Raw genomic sequence first — 20288 nt, forward strand, 5'->3', positions numbered from 1 at the left:
ATGCAGTTGCGCCGAAACCGTCCATGGCGGACCGGTGAATTTTTGTCCATCCTCCCTCCCAACCCCGCGCGCATATGGCAGCAGTGATCCCCAACACGGCTTCAGGCACTCCGATGTCGGGATTGGCGCGCGCGCTCACGCAAGCCGGGCGCCTCACCGCGGCGCAGGCCGACGCGCTGCAAAAGAAGGCGGTGGCCGACAAGGTGCTGTTCATCGACACCCTCGTTACCAGCGGCCTGATCGACTCGCGCGGGCTGGCAGTGTTCTGCGGCGAAACGTTCGGCTATCCGATCATGGACCTGGCCAGCTTCAACGTGTCGCTGCTGCCGCCGAAGGTGATCGACGACAAGCTGATGCAGGCGCAGCGGGTCATCGCGCTGGCCAAGCGCGGCAACAAGATGTCGGTGGCAATCTCGGACCCGACCAACAACCAGGCGCTCGACCAGATCAAGTTCCAGAGCGAAGCGTCGGTCGAACCGGTGATCGTGCCGCACGACGCCCTGCTGGCCTTGCTGGCAACGCTGGGCAAGAGCGCCGAGCAGAGCCTGCAGGACCTGGCCGGCGACGAGCAGGACATCGAGTTTGCCGACGACACGCCGGCCGCGGCGGCGCCCGAAGCCGGCAACGACATCGAAGACGCGCCGATCGTCAAGTTCCTCAACAAGATCCTGATGGACGCGATCAACCTTGGCGCGTCCGACATCCACTTCGAGCCGTTCGAAAAGTTCTACCGGATTCGCCTGCGCGTCGACGGCGTGCTGCGCGAACACGCCCAGCCGCCGATCACCATCCGCGACAAGCTGGTGTCGCGCATCAAGGTGCTCGCCAAGCTCGACATCTCGGAAAAGCGCGTGCCGCAGGACGGCCGCATGCGCCTGGTGCTGTCGCCGGTGAAGACGATCGACTTCCGCGTCAGCACCTTGCCGACCTTGTTCGGCGAGAAAACCGTCATGCGTATTCTCGACGCCACGCAGGCGCAGATGGGCATCGACGCGCTCGGCTACGACCCGGACCAGAAAGAACTGCTGATGGAGGCGATCCAGCGGCCGTACGGCATGGTGCTGGTGACCGGCCCGACCGGTTCGGGCAAGACGGTGTCGCTGTACACCTGCCTGAACGTCATCAACAAGCCTGGCATTAACATCTCTACCGCGGAAGATCCGGCCGAGATCAACCTGCCGGGCGTAAACCAGGTCAACGTCAACGACCGCGCCGGCCTGACTTTCCCGGTCGCGCTCAAATCGTTCCTGCGCCAGGATCCGGACATCATCATGGTCGGCGAGATCCGCGACCTCGAGACGGCCGACATCGCCATCAAGGCGGCGCAGACGGGCCACATGGTGTTTTCCACGCTGCACACGAACGACGCGCCGTCGACCTTGACGCGCCTGATGAACATGGGCGTAGCGCCGTTTAACATCGCCTCGTCGGTCATCATGATCACCGCGCAGCGCCTGACGCGCCGCCTGTGCACCTGCAAGCAGCCGGTCGACACGAGCCGCGAGATCCTGCTGGCAGCCGGGTTCCGCCCGGAGGAACTGGAAGGCGGCTGGAAAGCGTACGGCCCGGTCGGCTGCGACCGCTGCCTCGGCGGTGGCTACAAGGGCCGCGTCGGCATCTACCAGATCATGCCGATCACGCCGGCCATCGAAAAAATCATTCTCGCCAATGGCAATTCGATGCAAATCGCGGCCCAGTCGGAACTGGAGGGTGTCAAGTCGCTGCGCCGTTCCGGCCTGATGAAAGTCAAGCAGGGGCTCACCAGCCTCGAGGAAGTGCTTGGCTGCACAAACGAATAGGAAAAATCATCATGGCAATCTCGACATCGAAAGCCGGCTCGGCGCAGATCAAGGAATCGGTCTACTCCTGGGAAGGCAAAGACAAGTCCGGCAAGACAGTGCGCGGCGAACTGCGCGCCGGCGGCGAAGCCATTGTCAACGTCACCTTACGCCGCCAGGGCGTGATGGTCACCAAGATCAAGAAGAAGGTCTACCGCAGCGGCAAGAAAATCACCGGCAAGGACATCGCCCTGTTTACCCGCCAGCTGGCGACGATGATGAAGGCCGGCGTACCGCTGCTGCAATCATTCGACATCGTCGGCAAGGGCCACGCCAATCCGTCGATGTCGAAGCTGATCATGGACTTGCGCTCGGACATCGAGACCGGCACCAGCCTGAACAACGCCTTCCGCAAGTACCCGCTGTATTTCGACCCGCTGTTTTGCAACCTGGTCGGCGCCGGCGAGCAGGCCGGTATCCTGGAAGACCTGCTGACGCGCCTGGCCATCTACAAAGAGAAGACGCTGGCCATCAAGGCGAAGATCAAGTCGGCGCTGATGTATCCGGTGTCGATCCTGGCGATCGCGTTCGTGGTGACTGCCGTCATCATGATCTGGGTGGTGCCGGCGTTTAAATCGGTGTTTGCCAGCTTCGGCGCCAACCTGCCGGCGCCAACGCTGGTGGTGATGGGCATTTCCGAATTCTTCGTGCAGTGGTGGTGGGCCATTTTCGGCACCATCGGCGGCACCATCTACTTCTTCTTCCAGGCCTGGCAGCGCTCGCTGAAGGTGCAGCGTTTCATGGATATCGCGCTGCTGAAGGCGCCGATTTTCGGCACCGTGATCCGCAAGGCGGCGATCGCGCGCTGGACGCGAACCCTGGCAACCATGTTTGCTGCCGGCGTGCCGCTGGTCGAAGCGCTCGACTCGGTCGGCGGCGCCGCCGGCAACGCGGTCTACCTCGACGCCACGCGCAAGATCCAGAACGAAGTGTCGACCGGCACCAGCCTGACGGTGGCGATGCAGAACGCCAACGTGTTCCCGAACCTGGTGACGCAGATGGTGGCGATCGGCGAAGAGTCGGGCGCGCTCGATTCAATGCTGAGCAAGGTTGCCGACTTCTTCGAAGAGGAAGTCGACGAAGCCGTCGCCGCCTTGTCGTCGCTGATGGAGCCGCTGATCATGGTCATTCTCGGCGTGCTGATCGGCGGCTTGGTGATCGCGATGTACCTGCCTATCTTCAAGCTCGGCTCGGTGGTTTAAAAATTGTAAATCGCCTCGGACTTAGCAAAAACGCGCCGCGATGGCGCGTTTTTCTTTTGCTGCGTGACCGTTCGCACCGTCCACTTTCGTCACCAAACCAATTGGACTTGCGCTGACAGCCGCTGTCCGATGATTTAAAGTCGTGATGGGCATCAGTCAACGAGCAGCGGACATCTGAATTAGAAATAATTCGAAAGAATCCAAGGAGACGCCATGAACAAACAGATCATCCTCAACCTGCCCGTGAAGGACCTGGACAAATCGAAGGCTTTCTTTTCCGCTCTCGGCTTTACCTTCGTTGCCCGATTTAGCGGAGAGAACGCAGCTTTCATGAACATCGTCGATGGCACCATCCAGGCCATGCTGACGTCCGAACCCTTCTTTCAGTCCCTGATCGACAAGCCGGTCGCGAATGCACGAGAAGCAAATGAAGTCGTCATTTGCCTGAGTTGTGAAAGCCGGGAAGAGGTGGACAGCCTGATCGCCAAGGCCGTTGCCGCGGGTGGCCGCATCCCACATCCTCCCGAGGACCATGGCATCATGTATGACCAGGGCTTCGAGGATATCGATGGCCACCTGTGGAACTTGGTCTGGACGGCGCCAGAAGCCTGATCAGCGACAGCGGCAACCTTCAATCCACCGGCAACGCCGGCCGGAACACCACCACCGGCACCTTTGCATACGCCAGCACCTTCTGCGTCTGGCTGCCGGCGATCAGTTTGCTCAGCCCGCGCCGTCCGTGCGATGCCATGAAGATTGCATCGCAGCCGTACTCCTCGGCGGCGCGGATGATTTCCTCGTACGGCAGGAACGACAGCGAGGTGTGCGTCTCGCACTTCACGCCGGCCGCCCGCGCCACACTGGCGACCGCGTCGACCGTCTCCTGTGCCATCCGCTGCATCTCGGCGCTGTCGATCGCCGGATCGATCAGCATCGCGCCGTCGACGGCCGGCAGCAGCGGATACGGCTGCGCCACCGAGAACGCCACCAGGGTCGCGCCGGCCACGCGCGCATAGTCGACGGCCTCGGCGATCGCCTTGCCGGCCAACTCCGAGCCGTCGGTCGGTACCAGGATTTTCTTCCACATGATCTGCTCCTAATGGGACATCAAGACCGGGATGGTCATCGCCGCCAGCACGGTCTGAGTGGCCCCGCCAAGCAGCACTTCGCGAAAGCGGGTGTGGCCGTAGCCGCCCATCACCATCAGGTCGGCGCCGAGGTCGGCCGCCAGCGACAGCAGCGCGTTGCCGACATCGATGTTGGTCTCGCCGGCGCGCACCTCGACATTGACGTCATGACGCGCAAGATACAGCGCGATGTCGGCGCCGGCCAGGCGCGGCTCGTCGCCGGCGTTGAACACGGCCAGCGTCGTTTTGCGGGCACGCCGCAGCAGCGGCAGGCTGTTCGCTACCGCCCGGCTGGCCGGCAGGCTCTCGTCCCACGCCACCAGGGCATGCTCGCCGAAGGTCGCAGCGGCGTTGGCGTAGGGCACCACCAGCAGCGGGCAGGCGCTGTTGAGCATCACGTATGCGGGCAATTCGGAGTCGAGGCGAGCGACCGGATCGTCGCGATCGAACTGGCTTACCACGACCAGGTCGGCATAGCGCGCCTGCTGCACCAGCGCGCCGGCGGCGTCGTCGTGGACCAGGCGCCGCTCGAACGACAGGCCGGCGATGGCCCCGGCGATGGCGTCGAAGCGCGCCAGCGCGTCGTTGGCCTTGTCGACCAGCACGTCGACCTGGGCGGCCAGCACGGTGCGCGCCAGGTCAACCGTGGCGCCATGATAAATAAAGCGCGAAATGCCAGTCATGGCCGCGCCGATCAGGTGAGCGTTGTTGTCGGCGGCAATCCTTGCGGCGAGCGCGATGCGGGCCGGGGCATGCGCTGAATGGTCCACATGGACGAGGATAGTTTTGTACGACATGCGACTCCCTGTTGTTGGATGGGCAACCAAGTCCATTGCCAATACTTGCAGTTTGTCAGTTCGACACCACGATATCCTTGATGCACGTCAAGCCAATGCGGGCATTCTTCGTATGCGACTCAAAGCGAGATAGTCCAGGTTTCAGCGCTTTGATTTGCCATACGACGGGGATCGCGTCTATGATAAGTTATTCCTGCGATGCAACATGCATGGCAGCGCTATCCCCCTATTTTGGAGTGTTATGCTTCCGGAAACTCTTTTGTTCGCAGCGCCCGGTTCGCTCGGAGCCACCCTTGCGGCCGGCCTGTTCGGGCTACTGATCGGCAGCTTCCTGAACGTCGTCATCTACCGGATCCCGAAGATGATGCAGCGCGAATCGGACAACTACGTGGCGCACGAAAGCGGCAAGGAATTGCCGCACCAGGACAAGTTCAACCTGATGGTGCCGCGTTCGGCCTGCCCGCATTGCGGCCACCAGATCACGGCGCTGGAGAACATCCCTGTGATCAGCTACCTGGCACTCGGCGGCAAGTGCAGTGCCTGCAAGGCGCCGATCTCGATGCGCTACCCGGCCATCGAAGTCGTCAGCGCCCTGCTGTCGGCGCTGCTGGTGTGGAAGTTCGGCAGCGGCTGGGCCGGCCTGGCCACGCTCGGCTTCGGCTACGCATTGCTGGCGATGACGGCGATCGACTTCGACACCCAGCTGCTGCCCGACGACCTGACGTTCCCGCTGCTGTGGGCAGGCCTGCTGATCAACCTGAACGGCACCTTCGCGCCGCTGCACGAGGCCGTCATCGGCGCCGCCGCCGGCTACCTGGTGCTGTGGGCAATCTACTGGCTGTTCAAGCTGGCGACCGGCAAGGAAGGAATGGGCTATGGTGATTTCAAGCTGCTGGCAGCGCTCGGCGCGTGGCTCGGCTGGACCATGCTGCCAACCATCATCTTGATTTCATCGGCGGTCGGCGCGGTGGTCGGCATCTGCCTGATCGTATTTACCAAGCATGGTCGCGAGAAGCCGATTCCATTCGGGCCTTACCTGGCGGCGGCCGGCCTGATCGCGCTGCTGTACGGCGCGCCGATCGCCGCCTACACCAACCGCCTCATCGGCTAAGGCGATGCGGGCCGCCGAGGAACACATGGACACACGGCACGCTCCGCTGTTGCACATCGGCCTGACCGGCGGCATCGGCTGCGGCAAGACCACCGTCGCCAACATGTTCGCCGCGCTCGGCGCGACCATCGTCGACACCGACCTGATCGCCCATTCGATGACGGTGCCTGGCGGGCCGGCGATGGCCGCCATCGGCGCCGCATTTGGCGAGCAATACATTACGCCCGACGGCGCGCTCGACCGCGCCGCCATGCGCGCGCTGGTGTTCTCGGACCCGGCCGCCAAGCTGCGCTTGGAGGGCATCCTGCACCCGCTGATCCGCGCCGCCGCCGAGGCTGAAGCGGCCGCGGCGCAAGGTGCATACGTCATTTTCGTCGTGCCGCTGTTGATCGAATCGGGCAGCTGGCAAGGGCGGGTGGCGCGCGTGCTGGCGATCGACTGCTCGGAGGCAACGCAAATATCGCGCGTGATGGCCCGCAATGGCTTGCAAGAAGCGCAAGTGAAGGCCATCATGGCGGCACAGGTCACGCGGCAGCAACGGCTGGCGGCGGCCGACGATGTCATCGTCAACGACGACGGCATCGCCGCCCTAGCCCCCCAGGTAGAGGCCTTGCACCAGGTTTATATGGCAATTTCGGCCGGAATGGCCGGAATACCAATGGAGCGTTTGTAATTTTGCGCCGCTTGGGTCAGAATCACGTGATTCTTCGCCAGCCTAAATAAAGGGATGTCATTTTGATCGTCTACGAATACCCTTTCAACGAGCGCATACGCACGTTGTTACGGCTGGAAGACTTGTACGAAAAATTTAAGTTCTTTGTCCATCAAGAACATGCGATGCAACACCACGTCGCCTTGTCCACTATTTTCGACATGCTCGAAGTGGCTGGCCGCGCCGACCTCAAATCGGACCTGCTGCAAGAACTCGAGCGGCAGAAGCAAAGCCTGCTGGGCTACCGCTCGAATCCGAACGTGGCCGCCGAGATGCTCGACGCCGTGCTCGCCGAACTTGACGGCGTCAGCGCCAGCCTGGTATCGGCGCAAGGCAAGACGGGCCAGAACGTGCGCGACAACGAGTGGCTGATGAGCATCCGCGGCCGCACCATCATCCCTGGCGGCGCCTGCGAATTCGATTTACCCTCTTATTACGCCTGGCAGAAGCGTCCGGCCGAGCAGCGCTACAACGACATCGTCACGTGGTTCGCGCCGCTGGCGCCGCTGTTCGACGCGCTGGCGCTGGTGCTGCGCCTGCTGCGCGACTCCGGCGGCCCGGTCAAGATGATCGCCAGCGCCGGCAGCTATCAGCAAATGCTGCAGGGAAAGGTGTACCAGATGCTGCGCCTGACGCTCGATGAAAGCCTCGGCGCCATCCCCGAAATATCGGCCAATAAATACATGTTGTGGGTTCGCTTTACGACCCAGGACGGCGACCTGAAGCCGAAGCCGCTGGAAGACGACGTACCGTTCGAACTCACGCTGTGCAACTTTTAAGATGTGAGTGAATTGCCATGACCGTAGTAGCCTGCCCCACCTGTGCCAAAAAAGTCGAATGGACTGAGGCCAACAAGTACCGCCCGTTTTGTTCCGAGCGTTGCAAGCAGATCGACCTGGGCGCCTGGGCCGAAGAGAAATTCGTGATCCCCGGCGGCGCGCCCACCGATCCGCTGGACGATCCGCTGGCGGACCACTAACCGCTGGGGTCAGGTCTGACATTCGAACATTTGAAAACCCAAATGTCCGAATATCAGACCTGACCCCGACGGCGACCTTACGCGGTCACGCCCTGCGGCACGAAGATCGGCTTGTTCGAGCGGCCATAGCGGTCCATGAACAGCCCTTCGAGCCCGATCTCAGGCTGCTTGCCCGACACCAGGTCGGCCAGCACGCGTCCGGAGCCGCACGCCATCGTCCAGCCGAGCGTACCGTGGCCGGTGTTGAGGAAAAGGTTGCGAAACGGCGTTGGCCCCATCACCGGCGTGCCGTCCGGCGTCATCGGCCGCAGGCCGCACCAGAACTCGGCCTTCGACGTGTCGCCGCCCTTCGGGAACAAGTCGCTCACCGAGTGCTCCAGCGTGTCGCGCCGCGCCTGGTGCAAGCGCAGATCGTAGCCGGCGATTTCGGCGGTGCCGCCAACACGGATGCGGTCGCCCAGGCGCGTGATCGCCACCTTGAACGTCTCGTCCATCACCGTCGATTCCGGCGCGCCGGCAGCGTCGACGATTGGGATCGTGATCGAATAGCCCTTCACCGGATAGACCGGAATGCGGATGCCGACCTGGCGCAGCAGCAGCGGCGAATAGCTGCCCAGCGCCAGCACGAACGAATCGGCTTTGAGTTCGCCCTTGTCGGTCACCACGCCGGTGATGCGGTCGCCGTCGACGACCAGGCGCTGGATGTCAACGCCCTGGCGGAACTTGACGCCGAGGCCTTCGGCCATCTGCGCCAGCCGCTGCGTAAATTTGAAGCAGTCGCCGGTCTCGTCGCCGGGCAGCTGCAGGCCGCCGACAAATTTTCCGCGCACGTTCGATAGCGCCGGCTCGACCTGTTCGCAGCCGGCCGGGTCGAGCAGCGAATACGGCACGCCGTAGCGCTTGAGCACCGCGATGTCGGCGGCCGATCCGTCGAGCTGCTTCTGGGTGCGAAACAGCTGCAAGGTGCCCTGCGAGCGCTCGTCGTAGGCGATGCCGGTGTCGGCACGCAGCTGAACGAGGCAATCGCGCGAGTACTCGGCCAGGCGCACCATGCGGCCCTTGTTGATCTCGTAGCTCTTCTGGTTGCAGTTGGCCAGCATCTGGAACATCCAGCGCCACATTTCGGGGTCGAACGCCGGGCGCACCACCAGCGGGCTATGCTGCATCAGCAGCCATTTGACGGCCTTCATCGGCACGCCGGGACCGGCCCACGGCGCCGAATAGCCAGGCGAGACTTCGCCGGCGTTGGCGAAACTGGTTTCCATGCCGGCGGCCGGCTGGCGGTCGATGACGGTCACTTCATGGCCGGCCTTGGCCAGGTAATAGGCCGACGTGGTGCCGATGACGCCACTACCCAAGACGATAATTTTCACTAAAATTCCTTGTACAAATTTAGAGAGCGGACGAGGCGGATGCCGGCGGGATCGCCGCCGGGGTATCGGGTGCATCGTCCGACGCGATCACCGACGGATAAGCCGGATAGCGCACCTGGTCCAGCCATTCCAGCAAGGGGATCGTTGCCGGCAGCAGCGGCGCCACGCCGACCGCGCCCTGCCACGCAAAGGCCTGCCCCTCCATACTTTGCGGCTCGCCGCGCCAGGCGCGGCTGATGAAGAAATGCAGACGCACGTGGGCGTGTTCGTACACGTGTTCGACGCCGCACCACTCGTCGGCGCTGATGACCTCTAACCCCAGCTCCTCGACAAATTCACGCTGCAGCGCGGCGAACAAGTCCTCGCCCGCCTCGACTTTCCCGCCCGGGAACTCCCAGTAGCCGGCGTACGGTTTGCCGGCCGGGCGCTGGCCGAGCAGCACGTCGCCGTTCGGCTGCATCAGGATGCCGACGACCACATCGATCGGGCCGGCCTTGGCCTCATGCATCGGGCAGCTTCCCGGCGTGGTCCTTGGCGAACTGCCAGGCGACCCGGCCCGAACGCGAGCCGCGTTGCAGGGCCCAGCGCAGCGCATCGGCGCGCGCCGCCTCGATCTGCGCGGTGTCGCAGCCAAACGTGCCGAGCCAGTGGGCGACGATGTCGAGGTAGTCGTCCTGCTTGAACGGGTAGAACGACAGCCACAGGCCGAAGCGCTCCGACAGCGAGATTTTTTCCTCCACCGTTTCGCCCGGATGCAGGTCGCCGTTGTCGTCCGACTTGTAGCTGGCGTTGTCGCTCATCCGCTCCGGCATCAAGTGGCGCCGGTTGGACGTCGCGTAAATGAGCACGTTGTCCGACTGCGCCGAGATCGAGCCGTCCAGCGCGACTTTCAACGCCTTGTAGCCGCTCTCGCCCTCTTCGAACGACAGGTCGTCGCAGAAGATGATGAAGCGCTCAGGGCGGCCGGCGACCAGGTCGACGATGTCGGTCAGCTCGGCCAGGTCGGCCTTGTCGACTTCGATCAGGCGCAGGCCGTCGCCGGCGAACTGGTTCAGGCAGGCCTTGATCAGCGACGACTTGCCGGTGCCGCGCGCGCCGGTCAGCAGCACGTTGTTGGCCGGACGCTTCTGCACGAACTGGCGCGTGTTCTGCTCGATCTGCTGCTTCTGGTTGCCGATGTTGTGCAGGTCCGACAGCGTGATGGTCGACGCATGCATGACCGGCTGCAGGAAGCCGCTGCCGCCGCGCTTTTTCCAGCGGAACGCGAAGCTGCGCTTCCAGTCCGGCTCGCGCGGGATGGCCGGCGGCAGCACGCCTTCGACGCGCAGCAGCAGCGCCTCGGCGCGCAGCAAGAACTGTTCGAGCGGCGTCATGATGTTACGAGCGGTAGTCCGCGTTGATCGTGACGTATTCGTGCGACAGGTCGCACGTCCACACGGTGGCGGCAGCGTCGCCGCGGCCGAGCGTTACGCGCACCGTGATTTCGCTTTGCTTCATCACGCGCTGGCCGTCCGCTTCCTGGTAGTCGGGATTGCGCCCGCCATTCTTGGCCACCCAGACGTCATCGAGGTACATATCGAGCTTGGACACATCGAGGTCGTCGACGCCGGCGTAGCCGATCGCCGCCAGGATGCGGCCCAGGTTCGGATCGGAGGCGAAGAACGCGGTCTTGACCAGCGGCGAGTGGGCGATCGAGTAGGCGATTCTCCGGCACTCGTCGACGCTGCTGCCCTCTTCCACCGTGATGGTGATGAACTTGGTGGCGCCTTCGCCGTCGCGGATGATCTGCTGCGCCAGGTTGCGAGCGATATCGGTGACGGCGTCGCGCAGCACGGCGTAGTGCGGCGAGGCGACGTCGTCGACTTCGAGGTTACCGGCGCCGGTGGCGATCAGCATGAACGAATCGTTGGTCGAGGTGTCGCCGTCGATGGTGATGCAGTTGAACGACTGGTCGGCGGCGTGGCGCACCAGCTGGTCGAGCACCGGCTGCGCCACCTTGGCGTCGAACGCCAGGTAGCCGAGCATGGTGGCCATGTTCGGCTTGATCATGCCGGCGCCCTTGCTGATGCCGGTCATGGTGACGGTGTGGCCGCCGATGGTGACGGTGCGCGACGCAGCTTTTGGCTGGGTATCGGTGGTCATGATCGCTTCGGCGGCGTTGAACCAGTTATCCTGCTTCAGGTTCGCGATCGCGGCCGGCAGACCGGCGACGATTTTCTCGACCGGCAGCGGCTCGAGGATCACGCCGGTGGAGAACGGCAGCACCTGCTGCGGCTCGCAGCCGAGCAGCTTTGCCAGCGCGGCGCAGGTCTCGTGCGCTTTCGCCAGGCCCGATTCGCCGGTGCCGGCGTTGGCGTTGCCGGTGTTGACCACCAGCGCGCGGATCGGCGCGCCGCCGGCCGTCACCGCCGCCAGGTTCGCCTTGCTGACCTGGACCGGCGCGGCGCAGAAGCGGTTCTTGGTGAACACGCCGGCGACGGTGGCGGTGGCGGCCAGCGTCATCACCAGCACATCCTTGCGGTTCGGCTTCTTGATGCCGGCTTGGGCGAAGCCGATGTCGATGCCGGCGACCGGTTTCAGATCGGCGGCGACGGGCAGAGGGGAATTGACGGCCATGGCGGGTATCCAACGGTTAAATTCGAAGCCGCTATTGTACCGCCTGCATTCGCAAAGGCCAGCGACGCTTGTTCTTATGGTCATCACTTTCGCGCGCTGCCAATTAACCCTGGCGAATGGATGGCGCCGCCACAGAAAAGCTGGGATCGATTGCTTATCACAAGGCAAGGCCCGTCCGATTTGTCGTAGCAAAATCGGCAACAGGCGGCTACCGAGAACGGCGATCATGACCTGGCTGGATAACTCGAGAATACTGGCGATCTTCGCGGTGATGTTTCTGCACGTGGCGGCCATCGTCGTCACCGGCACCGAGATCGGCTCGCTGTACTGGTGGGCCGGCAACCTGTACGACTCGGCGCTGCGCTGGTGCGTGCCGGTGTTCGTCATGATCAGCGGCGCCCTGCTGCTCGATCCGGCCAAGGCGGAGGACATGAAAACCTTCTACGCCAAGCGCGCCTCGCGCATCAGCGCGCCGCTTGTGTTCTGGTCGCTGGTGTACCTGGCGTGGAACGCGTTCAAGACCGTCATGGCCGGTAACCAGTTCGCGCCAATGTCTCTGCTGCGCGGGCTGGCGTCGGGCAAACCGCACTACCACATGTGGTTCCTCTACATGCTCGTGGTGCTGTACCTGTTCACGCCGTTCTTCAGGATGATTGCGCGCTCGGCCACGCGCGCCGAAATCGGCACCATCACGTTCCTGTCGTTCGCCATCGCCGCGCTCAACTCGGTAGTCACCGCGTTGTACCCGTCGGGGCCCAGCCTGTTCGTCAACTGGTTCCTGTCGTATATCCCCTATTATTTCCTCGGCTACCTGATCACCATCACCGACGTGCGGGCCCCGCGCGCGATGCCGTGGACCGCGCTGGCGCTATCGATCGCCGCCACCGCGGTCGGCTGCCGGCTGCTGGCGCGCTACCAGTCGCTCGACGCCGGCCTGTATTTCTATAACTACCTGAGCATCACCGTCATCCCGACGTCGATCTGCGTGATGTTCCTGCTGAAAGAGTGGAACAAGCCGTTCATCAGCAGCAAAGCGGCGCGCACGCTGTCGCGCCTGACCCTCGGCGTGTACCTGATCCACCCGATCATTTTCGAGACGCTGAGCGACTTCGTCGTCACGCCGTTCGACTACCAGCCGGCGCTGGCGGTGCCGCTGCTGACCATCACGGTGTATGCGAGCTCGCTGGCGGTCGCATGGGCGATCGCGAAAACGCCGTGGATGAATCGGACGATATGAGCCTCGCCTGGGCAATGCGCACCGCCGCCTCGACCAGATGCGCACGCGGAAAATCGTTGCGGTTCACTCCCAGCAGCCCCGCCGCGGGCAGCGCCAGCGCGACCGCGAAATGATCGGCGTTGGCGTAGGCGAGCAACGCGCCGCGCGGCAGGATGGCGTCGGAGTAGATCAACTGGCCATCGTTGCGGCGGTCGATCGGCGCCAGGCGGCGCTGGAAAACCGAAAACACCGACGACATGCGCGCCGGCGTCGGTAGCCCGACAATCGAAAAATACAGCGGCTCGTCGGGCAGCCGGTGCGTCGCCAACCAGTTGGTGCGGTATTCGCGCGTCAGGGTGCGCACGGCGCCGCCATCACTTTGCGCACACCGGTTTACCGGCAGGCGCGCGGCGGTGGCGCCGTACAGCCACACCATGCGGTCGGCCGCATGCGAACCCTTGACCACGCCGGCGACGCTGATGAAGGCGCCGACACTGTCGGCCAGTTCCGGATAGGCTACCAGCGCGGTCATCGTATCGGCGACACCCTTCGAGTAGGCGACAATCACCAGCGGCAACGCAGGCATGGCGGCTCGCTCGCCGGCGACGTGCGCGCGGATGATGGCCGCGTTGGCCTCGGCGCTGGCGCGCCCCAACACCGGCGCATGGCTGACCCGGTAGCCGCTGGCACGCAGGCGCGCCGCGGCGTCGCCGAAGGTCGGCACGGAAGGCAGGCATTCGCCGAACAACCCGCCGACGATGACGACGCTCACCGCCGGCGCGCTGTCGATTGGCGGCGTGTCGACCGCCGCCGCTGCCTCGTCGGGAAAGCGGCGCAGCTTGTCGCTGCAATCGGCGTCAGGATCGTCACGCTGCACGACGGCGCAGAACATGGCGCGGTATTCGGCACGGGCATCGGCGATACGGGCGACCGGCGGCGGCGCCGCACAAGCGGCGTGCGCGGCCGTCCACAGCACCATTGCCGCCGCCGTGAGAATCGTACGTGATACGGTCATGCCTTTCCCCTCTAAACACTACGCTCAGATCAGCATCGACCCCGCTTTCGCGAGGAGTCATTTCCGCCAGTGGCGGCAATGACGTGCTTGGAGGCGAACGAAAAAAAAGCGGCGGGGTTTTCACCCAGCCGCTCTTCTCACGCGCGCCGCTTTAAGCGAGCTTGCCGTGGCACGCCTTGAACTTCTTGCCGCTGCCGCAAGGGCACGGGTCGTTGCGGCCAACCTTGACGCCCATGTAGCCTTCGTCGGCCGGCGCAGCGCTTGGCGCCGCCGTCGGCGCCAGCAGTTCCTCAGACGCCGCGTTTGGATTGAAGTCGGCATGCTGGAAGTTGAGGTTCTCGACCTGCGCCTGTTGCGCCGCGATGGCCGCTTCGGCCGCGTCGATCTCATCGCGCGACTGGATCCGCACCGTCATCACCATGCGCACCACCTCGTTCTTGATCTGGTCGAGCATGCTGCCGAACAGTTCGAACGCTTCGCGCTTGTATTCCTGCTTCGGGTTCTTCTGCGCATAACCGCGCAGGTGGATACCCTGGCGCAGGTGGTCGAGTGCGGCCAGGTGCTCGCGCCAATGGCTGTCGACGCTTTGCAGCATGACGTTGCGCTCGAAACCGCCGAACGACTCCTTGCCGACGACAGCAATCTTGGCGTTGTACGAGTCGTCCGCGGCAGCCAACACCTTCTCGAGAATGTCGTCGTCGGTGACGTTCTGGTCGTCGGCGAGCATCTGCTGCAGCGGCACGTCGAGGTTCCACTCGCCGGCCAGCGTTTTTTCCAGCGCCGGCACGTCCCACTGTTCTTCGACCGATTCGGCCGGCACGTGAGTACGCACGACGTCGTGGAAGACGCCGACGCGCAGCGACCCGATCAACTCGGAGATGTCGGTCGTCTCGAGCAGTTCGTTACGCTGGGTGTAGATCACCTTGCGCTGGTCGTTGGCGACGTCGTCGTACTCGAGCAGCTGCTTGCGGATGTCGAAGTTGCGCGCTTCGACCTTGCGCTGCGCCGATTCGATCGAACGCGAGACGATGCCCGCTTCGATCGGTTCGCCTTCCGGCATTTTGAGGCGGTCCATCACGGCGCGCACGCGGTCGCCGGCGAAGATGCGCAGCAGCGCGTCGTCGAGCGACAGGTAGAAACGCGACGATCCCGGATCGCCCTGGCGCGCCGAACGGCCGCGCAACTGGTTGTCGACGCGGCGCGACTCGTGACGCTCGGTGCCGATGATGTGCAGGCCGCCGGCATTGACGACGTGGTCGTGCAGCGACTGCCACTCGTCGCGCAGCTTGTGCGACTGCGCTTCTTTTTCCGATTCCGGCAGGGCGATGTTCTCTTCGATCAGCTGGATCTGCTTTTCGACGTTACCGCCCAAAACGATGTCGGTACCGCGGCCGGCCATGTTGGTGGCGATGGTGATCATCTTCGGACGACCCGCCTGCGCGATGATCTCCGCTTCGCGTGCGTGCTGCTTGGCGTTGAGGACGTTGTGTTCGAGCTTGGCGCCGGTCAGGATACCGGACAGCAGTTCGGAGTTCTCGATCGAGGTAGTGCCGACCAATACCGGCTGGCCGCGCTCGTAGCAGTCGCGGATATCGACCAGCATGGCGCCGTACTTCTCCTGCGCCGACTTGTAGACCTGGTCCTGGCGATCGACGCGCTTGGACGGACGGTTCGGCGGAATCACCACCGTCTCGAGGCCGTAGATTTCCTGGAACTCGTACGCTTCAGTGTCGGCGGTACCGGTCATGCCGGACAGCTTGGCGTACATGCGGAAGTAGTTCTGGAACGTGATCGAGGCCAGCGTCTGGTTCTCGTTCTGGATCTTGACGCCCTCTTTCGCTTCGACGGCCTGGTGCAGGCCGTCGGACCAGCGGCGGCCGGTCATCAGGCGACCGGTGAATTCGTCGACGATCACCACTTCATCGTTCTGCACCACGTAATGCGTGTCCTTGTGGTACAGCGCGTGCGCGCGCAGCGCCGCGTACAGGTGGTGGATCAGGGTGATGTTGGCGGCGTCGTACAGCGAGGCGCCTTCCGGCAGCAGGCCCATTTTGGTCAGGATCGCCTCGGCGTTCTCGTGGCCCGCTTCGGTCAGCAGCACCGAGTGCGCCTTCTCGTCCTTGGTGTAGTCGCCCGGCACCTGGATCACGCCTTTGCCGTCCGGCGTCTCTTCGCCGATCTGCATCGTCAGCATGCCAGGCACTTCGTTGATCTTGTGGTACAGGTCCGTGTGGTTCTCGGCCTGGCCGGAGATGATCAGCGGGGTGCGCGCTTCGTCGATCAGGATCGAGTCGACTTCATCGACGACGGCGAAGTTGAGCGAACGCTGCACGCGCTCGCGCGCTTCGTAGACCATGTTGTCGCGCAGGTAGTCGAAGCCGAATTCGTTATTGGTGCCGTAGGTGATGTCGGCGGCGTAGGCGGACTGCTTGGTGTCGTGGTCCATCTGCGACAGGTTCACGCCGGTCGTCAGGCCCAGCCAGCCGTACAGACGGCCCATCCACTCGGCATCGCGCTGCGCCAGGTAGTCGTTGACGGTGATGACGTGCACGCCCTTGCCCGACAGCGCGTTCAGGTACGTCGGCAAGGTCGCCATCAGCGTCTTGCCTTCGCCCGTGCCCATCTCGGCAATCTTGCCGTAATGGAGAACCATGCCGCCGATCATCTGGACGTCGAAGTGACGCATCTTGAGCACGCGCCGGGCGGCCTCGCGGCATACCGCGAACGCTTCCGGCAACAGGTCGTCGAGCGCCTCGCCCTTCGCGATGCGGTCCTTGAATTCAGGAGTTTTGGCCTGGAGCTCAGCGTCGGACAGCTTTTCGATCTGGGGCTCGAGCGCGGAAATCACGCGCACCGTCTTTTGATATTGCTTGAGCAGCCGCTGGTTGCGGCTACCGAAAATCTGGGTCAGTAATGACATGCTTGAATTCTTGAAAAATGCGCCGCGAAAAAGAGCCTGAATGATATCAAAAAGATACGCATCCGAAGCCGACTATGGCAAAAAGACAGTGATTTTATCATGCGATGCCGCCACACTTGGGGATATCGGCCCGGATAACAAGTGCGTCCGGTGAAACAATGTTATCAAATTGTACCGCCCCGGCACCAATCGCCCGTCAGCGACCCAGCTGTGATATGTTGCGCCTCATGCGGTTTAATTCCCACAATCAAGGCATCGGCCATATCTACGGCACCAAGTCGCGCCAGACGTCGGTTGGCGCCACCAGCTTCCTGACCGGCAACGCCAGGATGGCCAGCCTGTTGCCGGCTGCAATGCGCATGGCCAGCCTGCAAAAGGACTGCGCCGCAGCCCTGCCGCCGATGTTCGGCACCTGCGACGTGCTGTCGTTCGAGGACACCCAGCTGGTGCTGGCGACCCCGACCTCGGCCGTCGCTGCCAAACTCAAGCAGCAGTTGCCGAAACTCCAGGCGGCGCTGCAAAAGCGCGGCTGGCAGATCAATAATATACGCCTGAAGGTGCAGGTCACGCGCAGCATTCCAGCGGTGGTGCACACGCGCCAGCTGGACTTCCCGCAGACGGCGGTGGCGGCGTTCGAAGAGCTCGGCAACACCTTGCCGGAAAACGCCCAGAACGCGTCGCTGATTGCGGCGATCAAGGCGATGGCGGCCAGGCGGCGCTGAACCAAATTGCTGTCTTGCAGCACTGCATGAAGCTACGCAACAACAACGTCATAAAAGCATAAAAACATCTCCAAGTTAGATACACTTGGTGGCATGGTCTTTTACGAACTCCCCGCTTTCGCGAATGTCCGTCAGGACTACCTCGATGACGACGCATTCAAGGCGCTTCAAGATGCGTTGATTGAGAACCCCGACGCGGGCTCCATCATCCAGGGAACAGGCGGCTTGCGCAAGATGAGATCAGGCAGACGATCTTACGCCGGCCCAGGCCAAGCTCCTCAAAGCCCGACTCGCGCAACAAATCAAGGCTAAGACACTGACCTGACCAAAGGCGATATTTTTACAGAACTGATGGGCGGCTTTGATGCCCTCGATCAGGCACGCGAAGGCAAGGTTACACTCCGGAAGTACAAAGTCGAACCAAAACCTGTGCCTCGGATGGACGCTGCAGCCGTTCACGCCTTACGGACAAAGCTTGGCATGTCGCAGCCGGTTTTTGCTCGTCAATTGCGGATTGAACCGCGCACGGTGGCGAACTGGGAGCAAGGCGTATCGACACCGAATTCTCGGGCCGCGATCTTGCTCAAGTTGATAGAACGTCACCCGGAGTTACTCGCAGAAATTGCCATGCTTTAAGTCGGTCAGCAATGGGAAAGCCCGCATAAGAGCGGGCTTTTTTCTTATCAACCAAAACGGCGCCACCGAACTGTGTCGCCATGGCGTCGCTTCAGGTCAGCGCCCACTCGCGCGCCATCTGCCGCACGTACGACGCCGGCGCCGTGCCGGGCGCGTCGAACGAGACGATTTCAAAGGCATCCGGGCGCGCCAGCAATTCGAGCAGCAGCAGGTTGTTGAGCGCGTGGCCCGACTTGTGGGCGTGGTAGCTGGCCAGCAGCGGATGGCCGACCAGGTACAGGTCGCCGATGGCGTCGAGAATCTTGTGGCGCACGAATTCGTCCTCGTAGCGCAGCCCGTCCGAATTGAGGATGCGGTACTCGTCCATCACGATGGCGTTTTCCAGCGAGCCGCCGCGCGCCAGGCCCATGCCGCGCAAGCTCTCGACGTCCTGCATGAAGCCGAAGGTGCGCGCGCGGGCGACATCGTGCACGTACGAGACGTCGCCGAAATCGACCAGCGCGCGCTGGGTGGTGCCGTCCACCGCCGGGTGGTTGAACTCGATGAAGAAATCGAGCTTGAAGCCGTCGTGCGGCGACAGGCGCGCCCACTTTTCGTTGTCGCCGCTGCCCTGGCGCACTTCAACGTCTTTCAGCACGCGGATGAACTTTTTCGCCGCGCCCTGCTCCTGCACGCCGGCCTGCTGCAGCAGGAACACGAACGACGACGCCGAGCCATCCATGATCGGGATCTCTTCGGCCGAGACGTCGACGTACAGGTTGTCGATGCCGAGGCCGGCGCAGGCCGACATCAGGTGCTCGACGGTGGAAACGCGCGCCTTGTCCTTGATCAGCACCGAGGCCATGCGGGTGTCGCCGACCACGCCGGCGCTGGCCGGAAACTCGACCACCGGATCGAGGTCGACGCGGCGAAACACGATGCCGGTGTCGACCGCCGCCGGACGCAAGGTCAGCTCGACCTTGGTGCCGGAATGCAATCCGACGCCGATCGTGCGCACCAGCTGCTTGATGGTTCGTTGTTTTAACATGCTGCGATTATATCCAAGTTGGATGGCCGGCGCTCAGCCTTACGGGTGTTCCGCTTCGGCGTGGACGCGCTCGTGGCGGATCAGGTAGATGCCGCTGCCGATGATGATGGCGGCACCGATGATGGTGTAGTAATCGGGCAGCACGCGCCACAGCAGCCAGTCGAGGCCGACGCCCCATGCCAGCGCCGAATACTCGAACGGCGCCACCTTCGACGCCTCGCCCGAGCTGAACGCGGCGGTGATGGCCAGCTGGCCGATGAAGCCGGTGATGGCCAGACCGCACAGCAGCAAGGTGTGCTCGGCGCGCAGCGGCACCCAGTTCGGCGCGGCCAGCGCGGACGCGCCGATCGCCATCATCACCATCAGCCACACCACCATGTGTTCGCTGCGGTCGGTGCGCGCCAGGATGCGCACCGAGATGGCCGAGACGGCGTAGAAGGCGGCCGCGCACAGCACCGCCAGGCCGCCCATGGTGAGAAAGCCGGCGCCGCTCGGGCGCAGCACCACCAGCACGCCGCCCAGGCCGACCGCGATCGCGATCCACTGGGCGCCGCTGACGCGCTCTTTCAAGAACACCACCGACAGCGCCGTGATCAGGGCCGGCGCGATGAAGAAGATGGTGTAGGCCTCGGCCAGCGACAGCGTCTTCAGGCCATACGCGAACAGCGCCAGCATGGCGATGCCGAGCACCGCGCGCATCAGGTGCATGCCCCAGCGGATCTGCAGCATCGAGCGGTGCGCGCCGCGCCAGACGACGTAGACGCCCACCAGCGGCAGCGCCACCAGCGCGCGCAATGCGGCCACCTGCATCGCCGGGTAATGCGCAGACAGCAGCTTCATCGCCATGTCCATCAGCGAGAACACGGCTGCCGCGATCAGCATCATGGTGATGTTGCGGCGGTTTGCACCGCGGCTGGCGATTGCCTGCTGCATAAGGGGGCCGTATCAAATCAGGTAAAGAACAAAAAACGGCGCCGCGGCGCCGTTTTGCGAGAAC

Annotated in this window: 19 protein-coding genes and 1 pseudogene; 10 read left to right on the forward strand and 10 right to left on the reverse strand. The window is 63.5% G+C overall.

The window, feature by feature from the left end:
• Positions 1-113 precede the first annotated feature (113 nt).
• The 3 genes from pilB to CR105_RS08960 all read left to right on the forward strand — a co-directional run bounded on the left by pilB (position 114) and on the right by CR105_RS08960 (position 3652).
• Complete coding sequence (gene pilB / locus CR105_RS08950; protein WP_229413776.1) at positions 114-1799, forward strand: type IV-A pilus assembly ATPase PilB; 1686 nt, start codon at positions 114-116, stop codon at positions 1797-1799.
• An 11-nt stretch (positions 1800-1810) separates the two neighbouring features.
• The gene (locus tag CR105_RS08955; protein ID WP_099788092.1) at positions 1811-3040 is read left to right on the forward strand and encodes a type II secretion system F family protein; all 1230 of its coding nucleotides are present in this window, start codon (positions 1811-1813) and stop codon (positions 3038-3040) included.
• A 213-nt stretch (positions 3041-3253) separates the two neighbouring features.
• Positions 3254-3652 (forward strand): VOC family protein, encoded by a 399-nt coding sequence (locus CR105_RS08960; protein ID WP_099788093.1) that lies wholly within the window; start codon positions 3254-3256, stop codon positions 3650-3652.
• 19 nt (positions 3653-3671) lie between these two features.
• On the opposite strand, the gene CR105_RS08965 is transcribed toward CR105_RS08960, so the two are convergent.
• Together CR105_RS08965 and CR105_RS08970 are read right to left on the reverse strand one after the other, a co-directional pair.
• The gene (locus CR105_RS08965) at positions 3672-4127 is read right to left on the reverse strand and encodes a universal stress protein (RefSeq protein ID WP_099788094.1); all 456 of its coding nucleotides are present in this window, start codon (positions 4125-4127) and stop codon (positions 3672-3674) included.
• Between the two features lie 9 nt (positions 4128-4136).
• Positions 4137-4964 (reverse strand): universal stress protein, encoded by an 828-nt coding sequence (locus CR105_RS08970; RefSeq protein WP_099788095.1) that lies wholly within the window; start codon positions 4962-4964, stop codon positions 4137-4139.
• A 241-nt stretch (positions 4965-5205) separates the two neighbouring features.
• Here CR105_RS08970 and CR105_RS08975 point away from each other — a divergent pair, with 241 nt between their 5' ends.
• The 4 genes from CR105_RS08975 (at position 5206) to CR105_RS08990 (ending at position 7766) form a co-directional block, all read left to right on the forward strand.
• Positions 5206-6075, forward strand: a complete 870-nt coding sequence (locus CR105_RS08975; RefSeq protein ID WP_099788096.1) for a prepilin peptidase — start codon at positions 5206-5208, stop codon at positions 6073-6075.
• A 25-nt stretch (positions 6076-6100) separates the two neighbouring features.
• Positions 6101-6748 (forward strand): dephospho-CoA kinase, encoded by a 648-nt coding sequence (gene coaE / locus CR105_RS08980; protein ID WP_099788097.1) that lies wholly within the window; start codon positions 6101-6103, stop codon positions 6746-6748.
• A gap of 62 nt (positions 6749-6810) precedes the next feature.
• A complete protein-coding gene (zapD, locus tag CR105_RS08985) occupies positions 6811-7566 on the forward strand; it encodes a cell division protein ZapD (protein WP_099788098.1) in 756 nt (251 codons plus the stop codon).
• A gap of 17 nt (positions 7567-7583) precedes the next feature.
• The gene (locus CR105_RS08990; protein ID WP_099788099.1) at positions 7584-7766 is read left to right on the forward strand and encodes a DNA gyrase inhibitor YacG; all 183 of its coding nucleotides are present in this window, start codon (positions 7584-7586) and stop codon (positions 7764-7766) included.
• 77 nt (positions 7767-7843) lie between these two features.
• On the opposite strand, the gene CR105_RS08995 is transcribed toward CR105_RS08990, so the two are convergent.
• From CR105_RS08995 to argJ, 4 genes and pseudogenes are all read right to left on the reverse strand, one after another.
• The gene (locus tag CR105_RS08995) at positions 7844-9139 is read right to left on the reverse strand and encodes a D-amino acid dehydrogenase (RefSeq protein WP_099788100.1); all 1296 of its coding nucleotides are present in this window, start codon (positions 9137-9139) and stop codon (positions 7844-7846) included.
• Between the two features lie 106 nt (positions 9140-9245).
• Positions 9246-9647 (reverse strand): annotated as a pseudogene (locus tag CR105_RS09000) (NUDIX domain-containing protein); the annotation flags it as partial.
• Positions 9640-10512 (reverse strand): ATP-binding protein, encoded by an 873-nt coding sequence (locus CR105_RS09005; protein WP_099788102.1) that lies wholly within the window; start codon positions 10510-10512, stop codon positions 9640-9642. The pseudogene CR105_RS09000 and the gene CR105_RS09005, both read right to left, overlap by 8 nt.
• Positions 10513-10516: 4 nt before the next feature.
• Positions 10517-11755, reverse strand: a complete 1239-nt coding sequence (gene argJ / locus CR105_RS09010) for a bifunctional glutamate N-acetyltransferase/amino-acid acetyltransferase ArgJ (RefSeq protein ID WP_099788103.1) — start codon at positions 11753-11755, stop codon at positions 10517-10519.
• Positions 11756-11981: 226 nt separating this feature from the next.
• Here argJ and CR105_RS09015 point away from each other — a divergent pair, with 226 nt between their 5' ends.
• Positions 11982-12992, forward strand: coding sequence for an acyltransferase (locus CR105_RS09015; protein ID WP_180288141.1), 1011 nt, complete (start codon positions 11982-11984; stop codon positions 12990-12992).
• Here the strand turns inward: CR105_RS09015 and CR105_RS09020 are convergent.
• Both CR105_RS09020 and secA read right to left on the reverse strand, forming a co-directional pair.
• Positions 12919-13986: an esterase/lipase family protein gene (locus CR105_RS09020; RefSeq protein WP_131021669.1), complete on the reverse strand. Its 1068-nt coding sequence runs from the start codon at positions 13984-13986 to the stop codon at positions 12919-12921. The two genes, CR105_RS09015 and CR105_RS09020, sit on opposite strands and share 74 nt — an antisense overlap.
• A gap of 151 nt (positions 13987-14137) precedes the next feature.
• The gene (gene secA / locus CR105_RS09025; protein ID WP_099788106.1) at positions 14138-16906 is read right to left on the reverse strand and encodes a preprotein translocase subunit SecA; all 2769 of its coding nucleotides are present in this window, start codon (positions 16904-16906) and stop codon (positions 14138-14140) included.
• A gap of 227 nt (positions 16907-17133) precedes the next feature.
• Between secA and CR105_RS09030 the strand changes: the two genes are divergently transcribed.
• On the forward strand, positions 17134-17628 hold the full coding sequence (locus CR105_RS09030) for a DciA family protein (RefSeq protein WP_229413777.1): 495 nt from the start codon (positions 17134-17136) through the stop codon (positions 17626-17628).
• Between the two features lie 351 nt (positions 17629-17979).
• On the forward strand, positions 17980-18264 hold the full coding sequence (locus tag CR105_RS09040) for a helix-turn-helix domain-containing protein (RefSeq protein WP_229413779.1): 285 nt from the start codon (positions 17980-17982) through the stop codon (positions 18262-18264).
• A 91-nt stretch (positions 18265-18355) separates the two neighbouring features.
• On the opposite strand, the gene lpxC is transcribed toward CR105_RS09040, so the two are convergent.
• Positions 18356-19291, reverse strand: coding sequence for a UDP-3-O-acyl-N-acetylglucosamine deacetylase (lpxC, locus tag CR105_RS09045; RefSeq protein ID WP_099788109.1), 936 nt, complete (start codon positions 19289-19291; stop codon positions 18356-18358).
• Positions 19292-19330: 39 nt separating this feature from the next.
• Positions 19331-20173: a DMT family transporter gene (locus CR105_RS09050; protein WP_099788332.1), complete on the reverse strand. Its 843-nt coding sequence runs from the start codon at positions 20171-20173 to the stop codon at positions 19331-19333.
• Between the last annotated feature and the right edge of the window lie 115 nt (positions 20174-20288).

The organism is Massilia eurypsychrophila (genome assembly GCF_002760655.1).
Taxonomy (GTDB): Bacteria; Pseudomonadota; Gammaproteobacteria; order Burkholderiales; family Burkholderiaceae_D; genus JAFCUW01.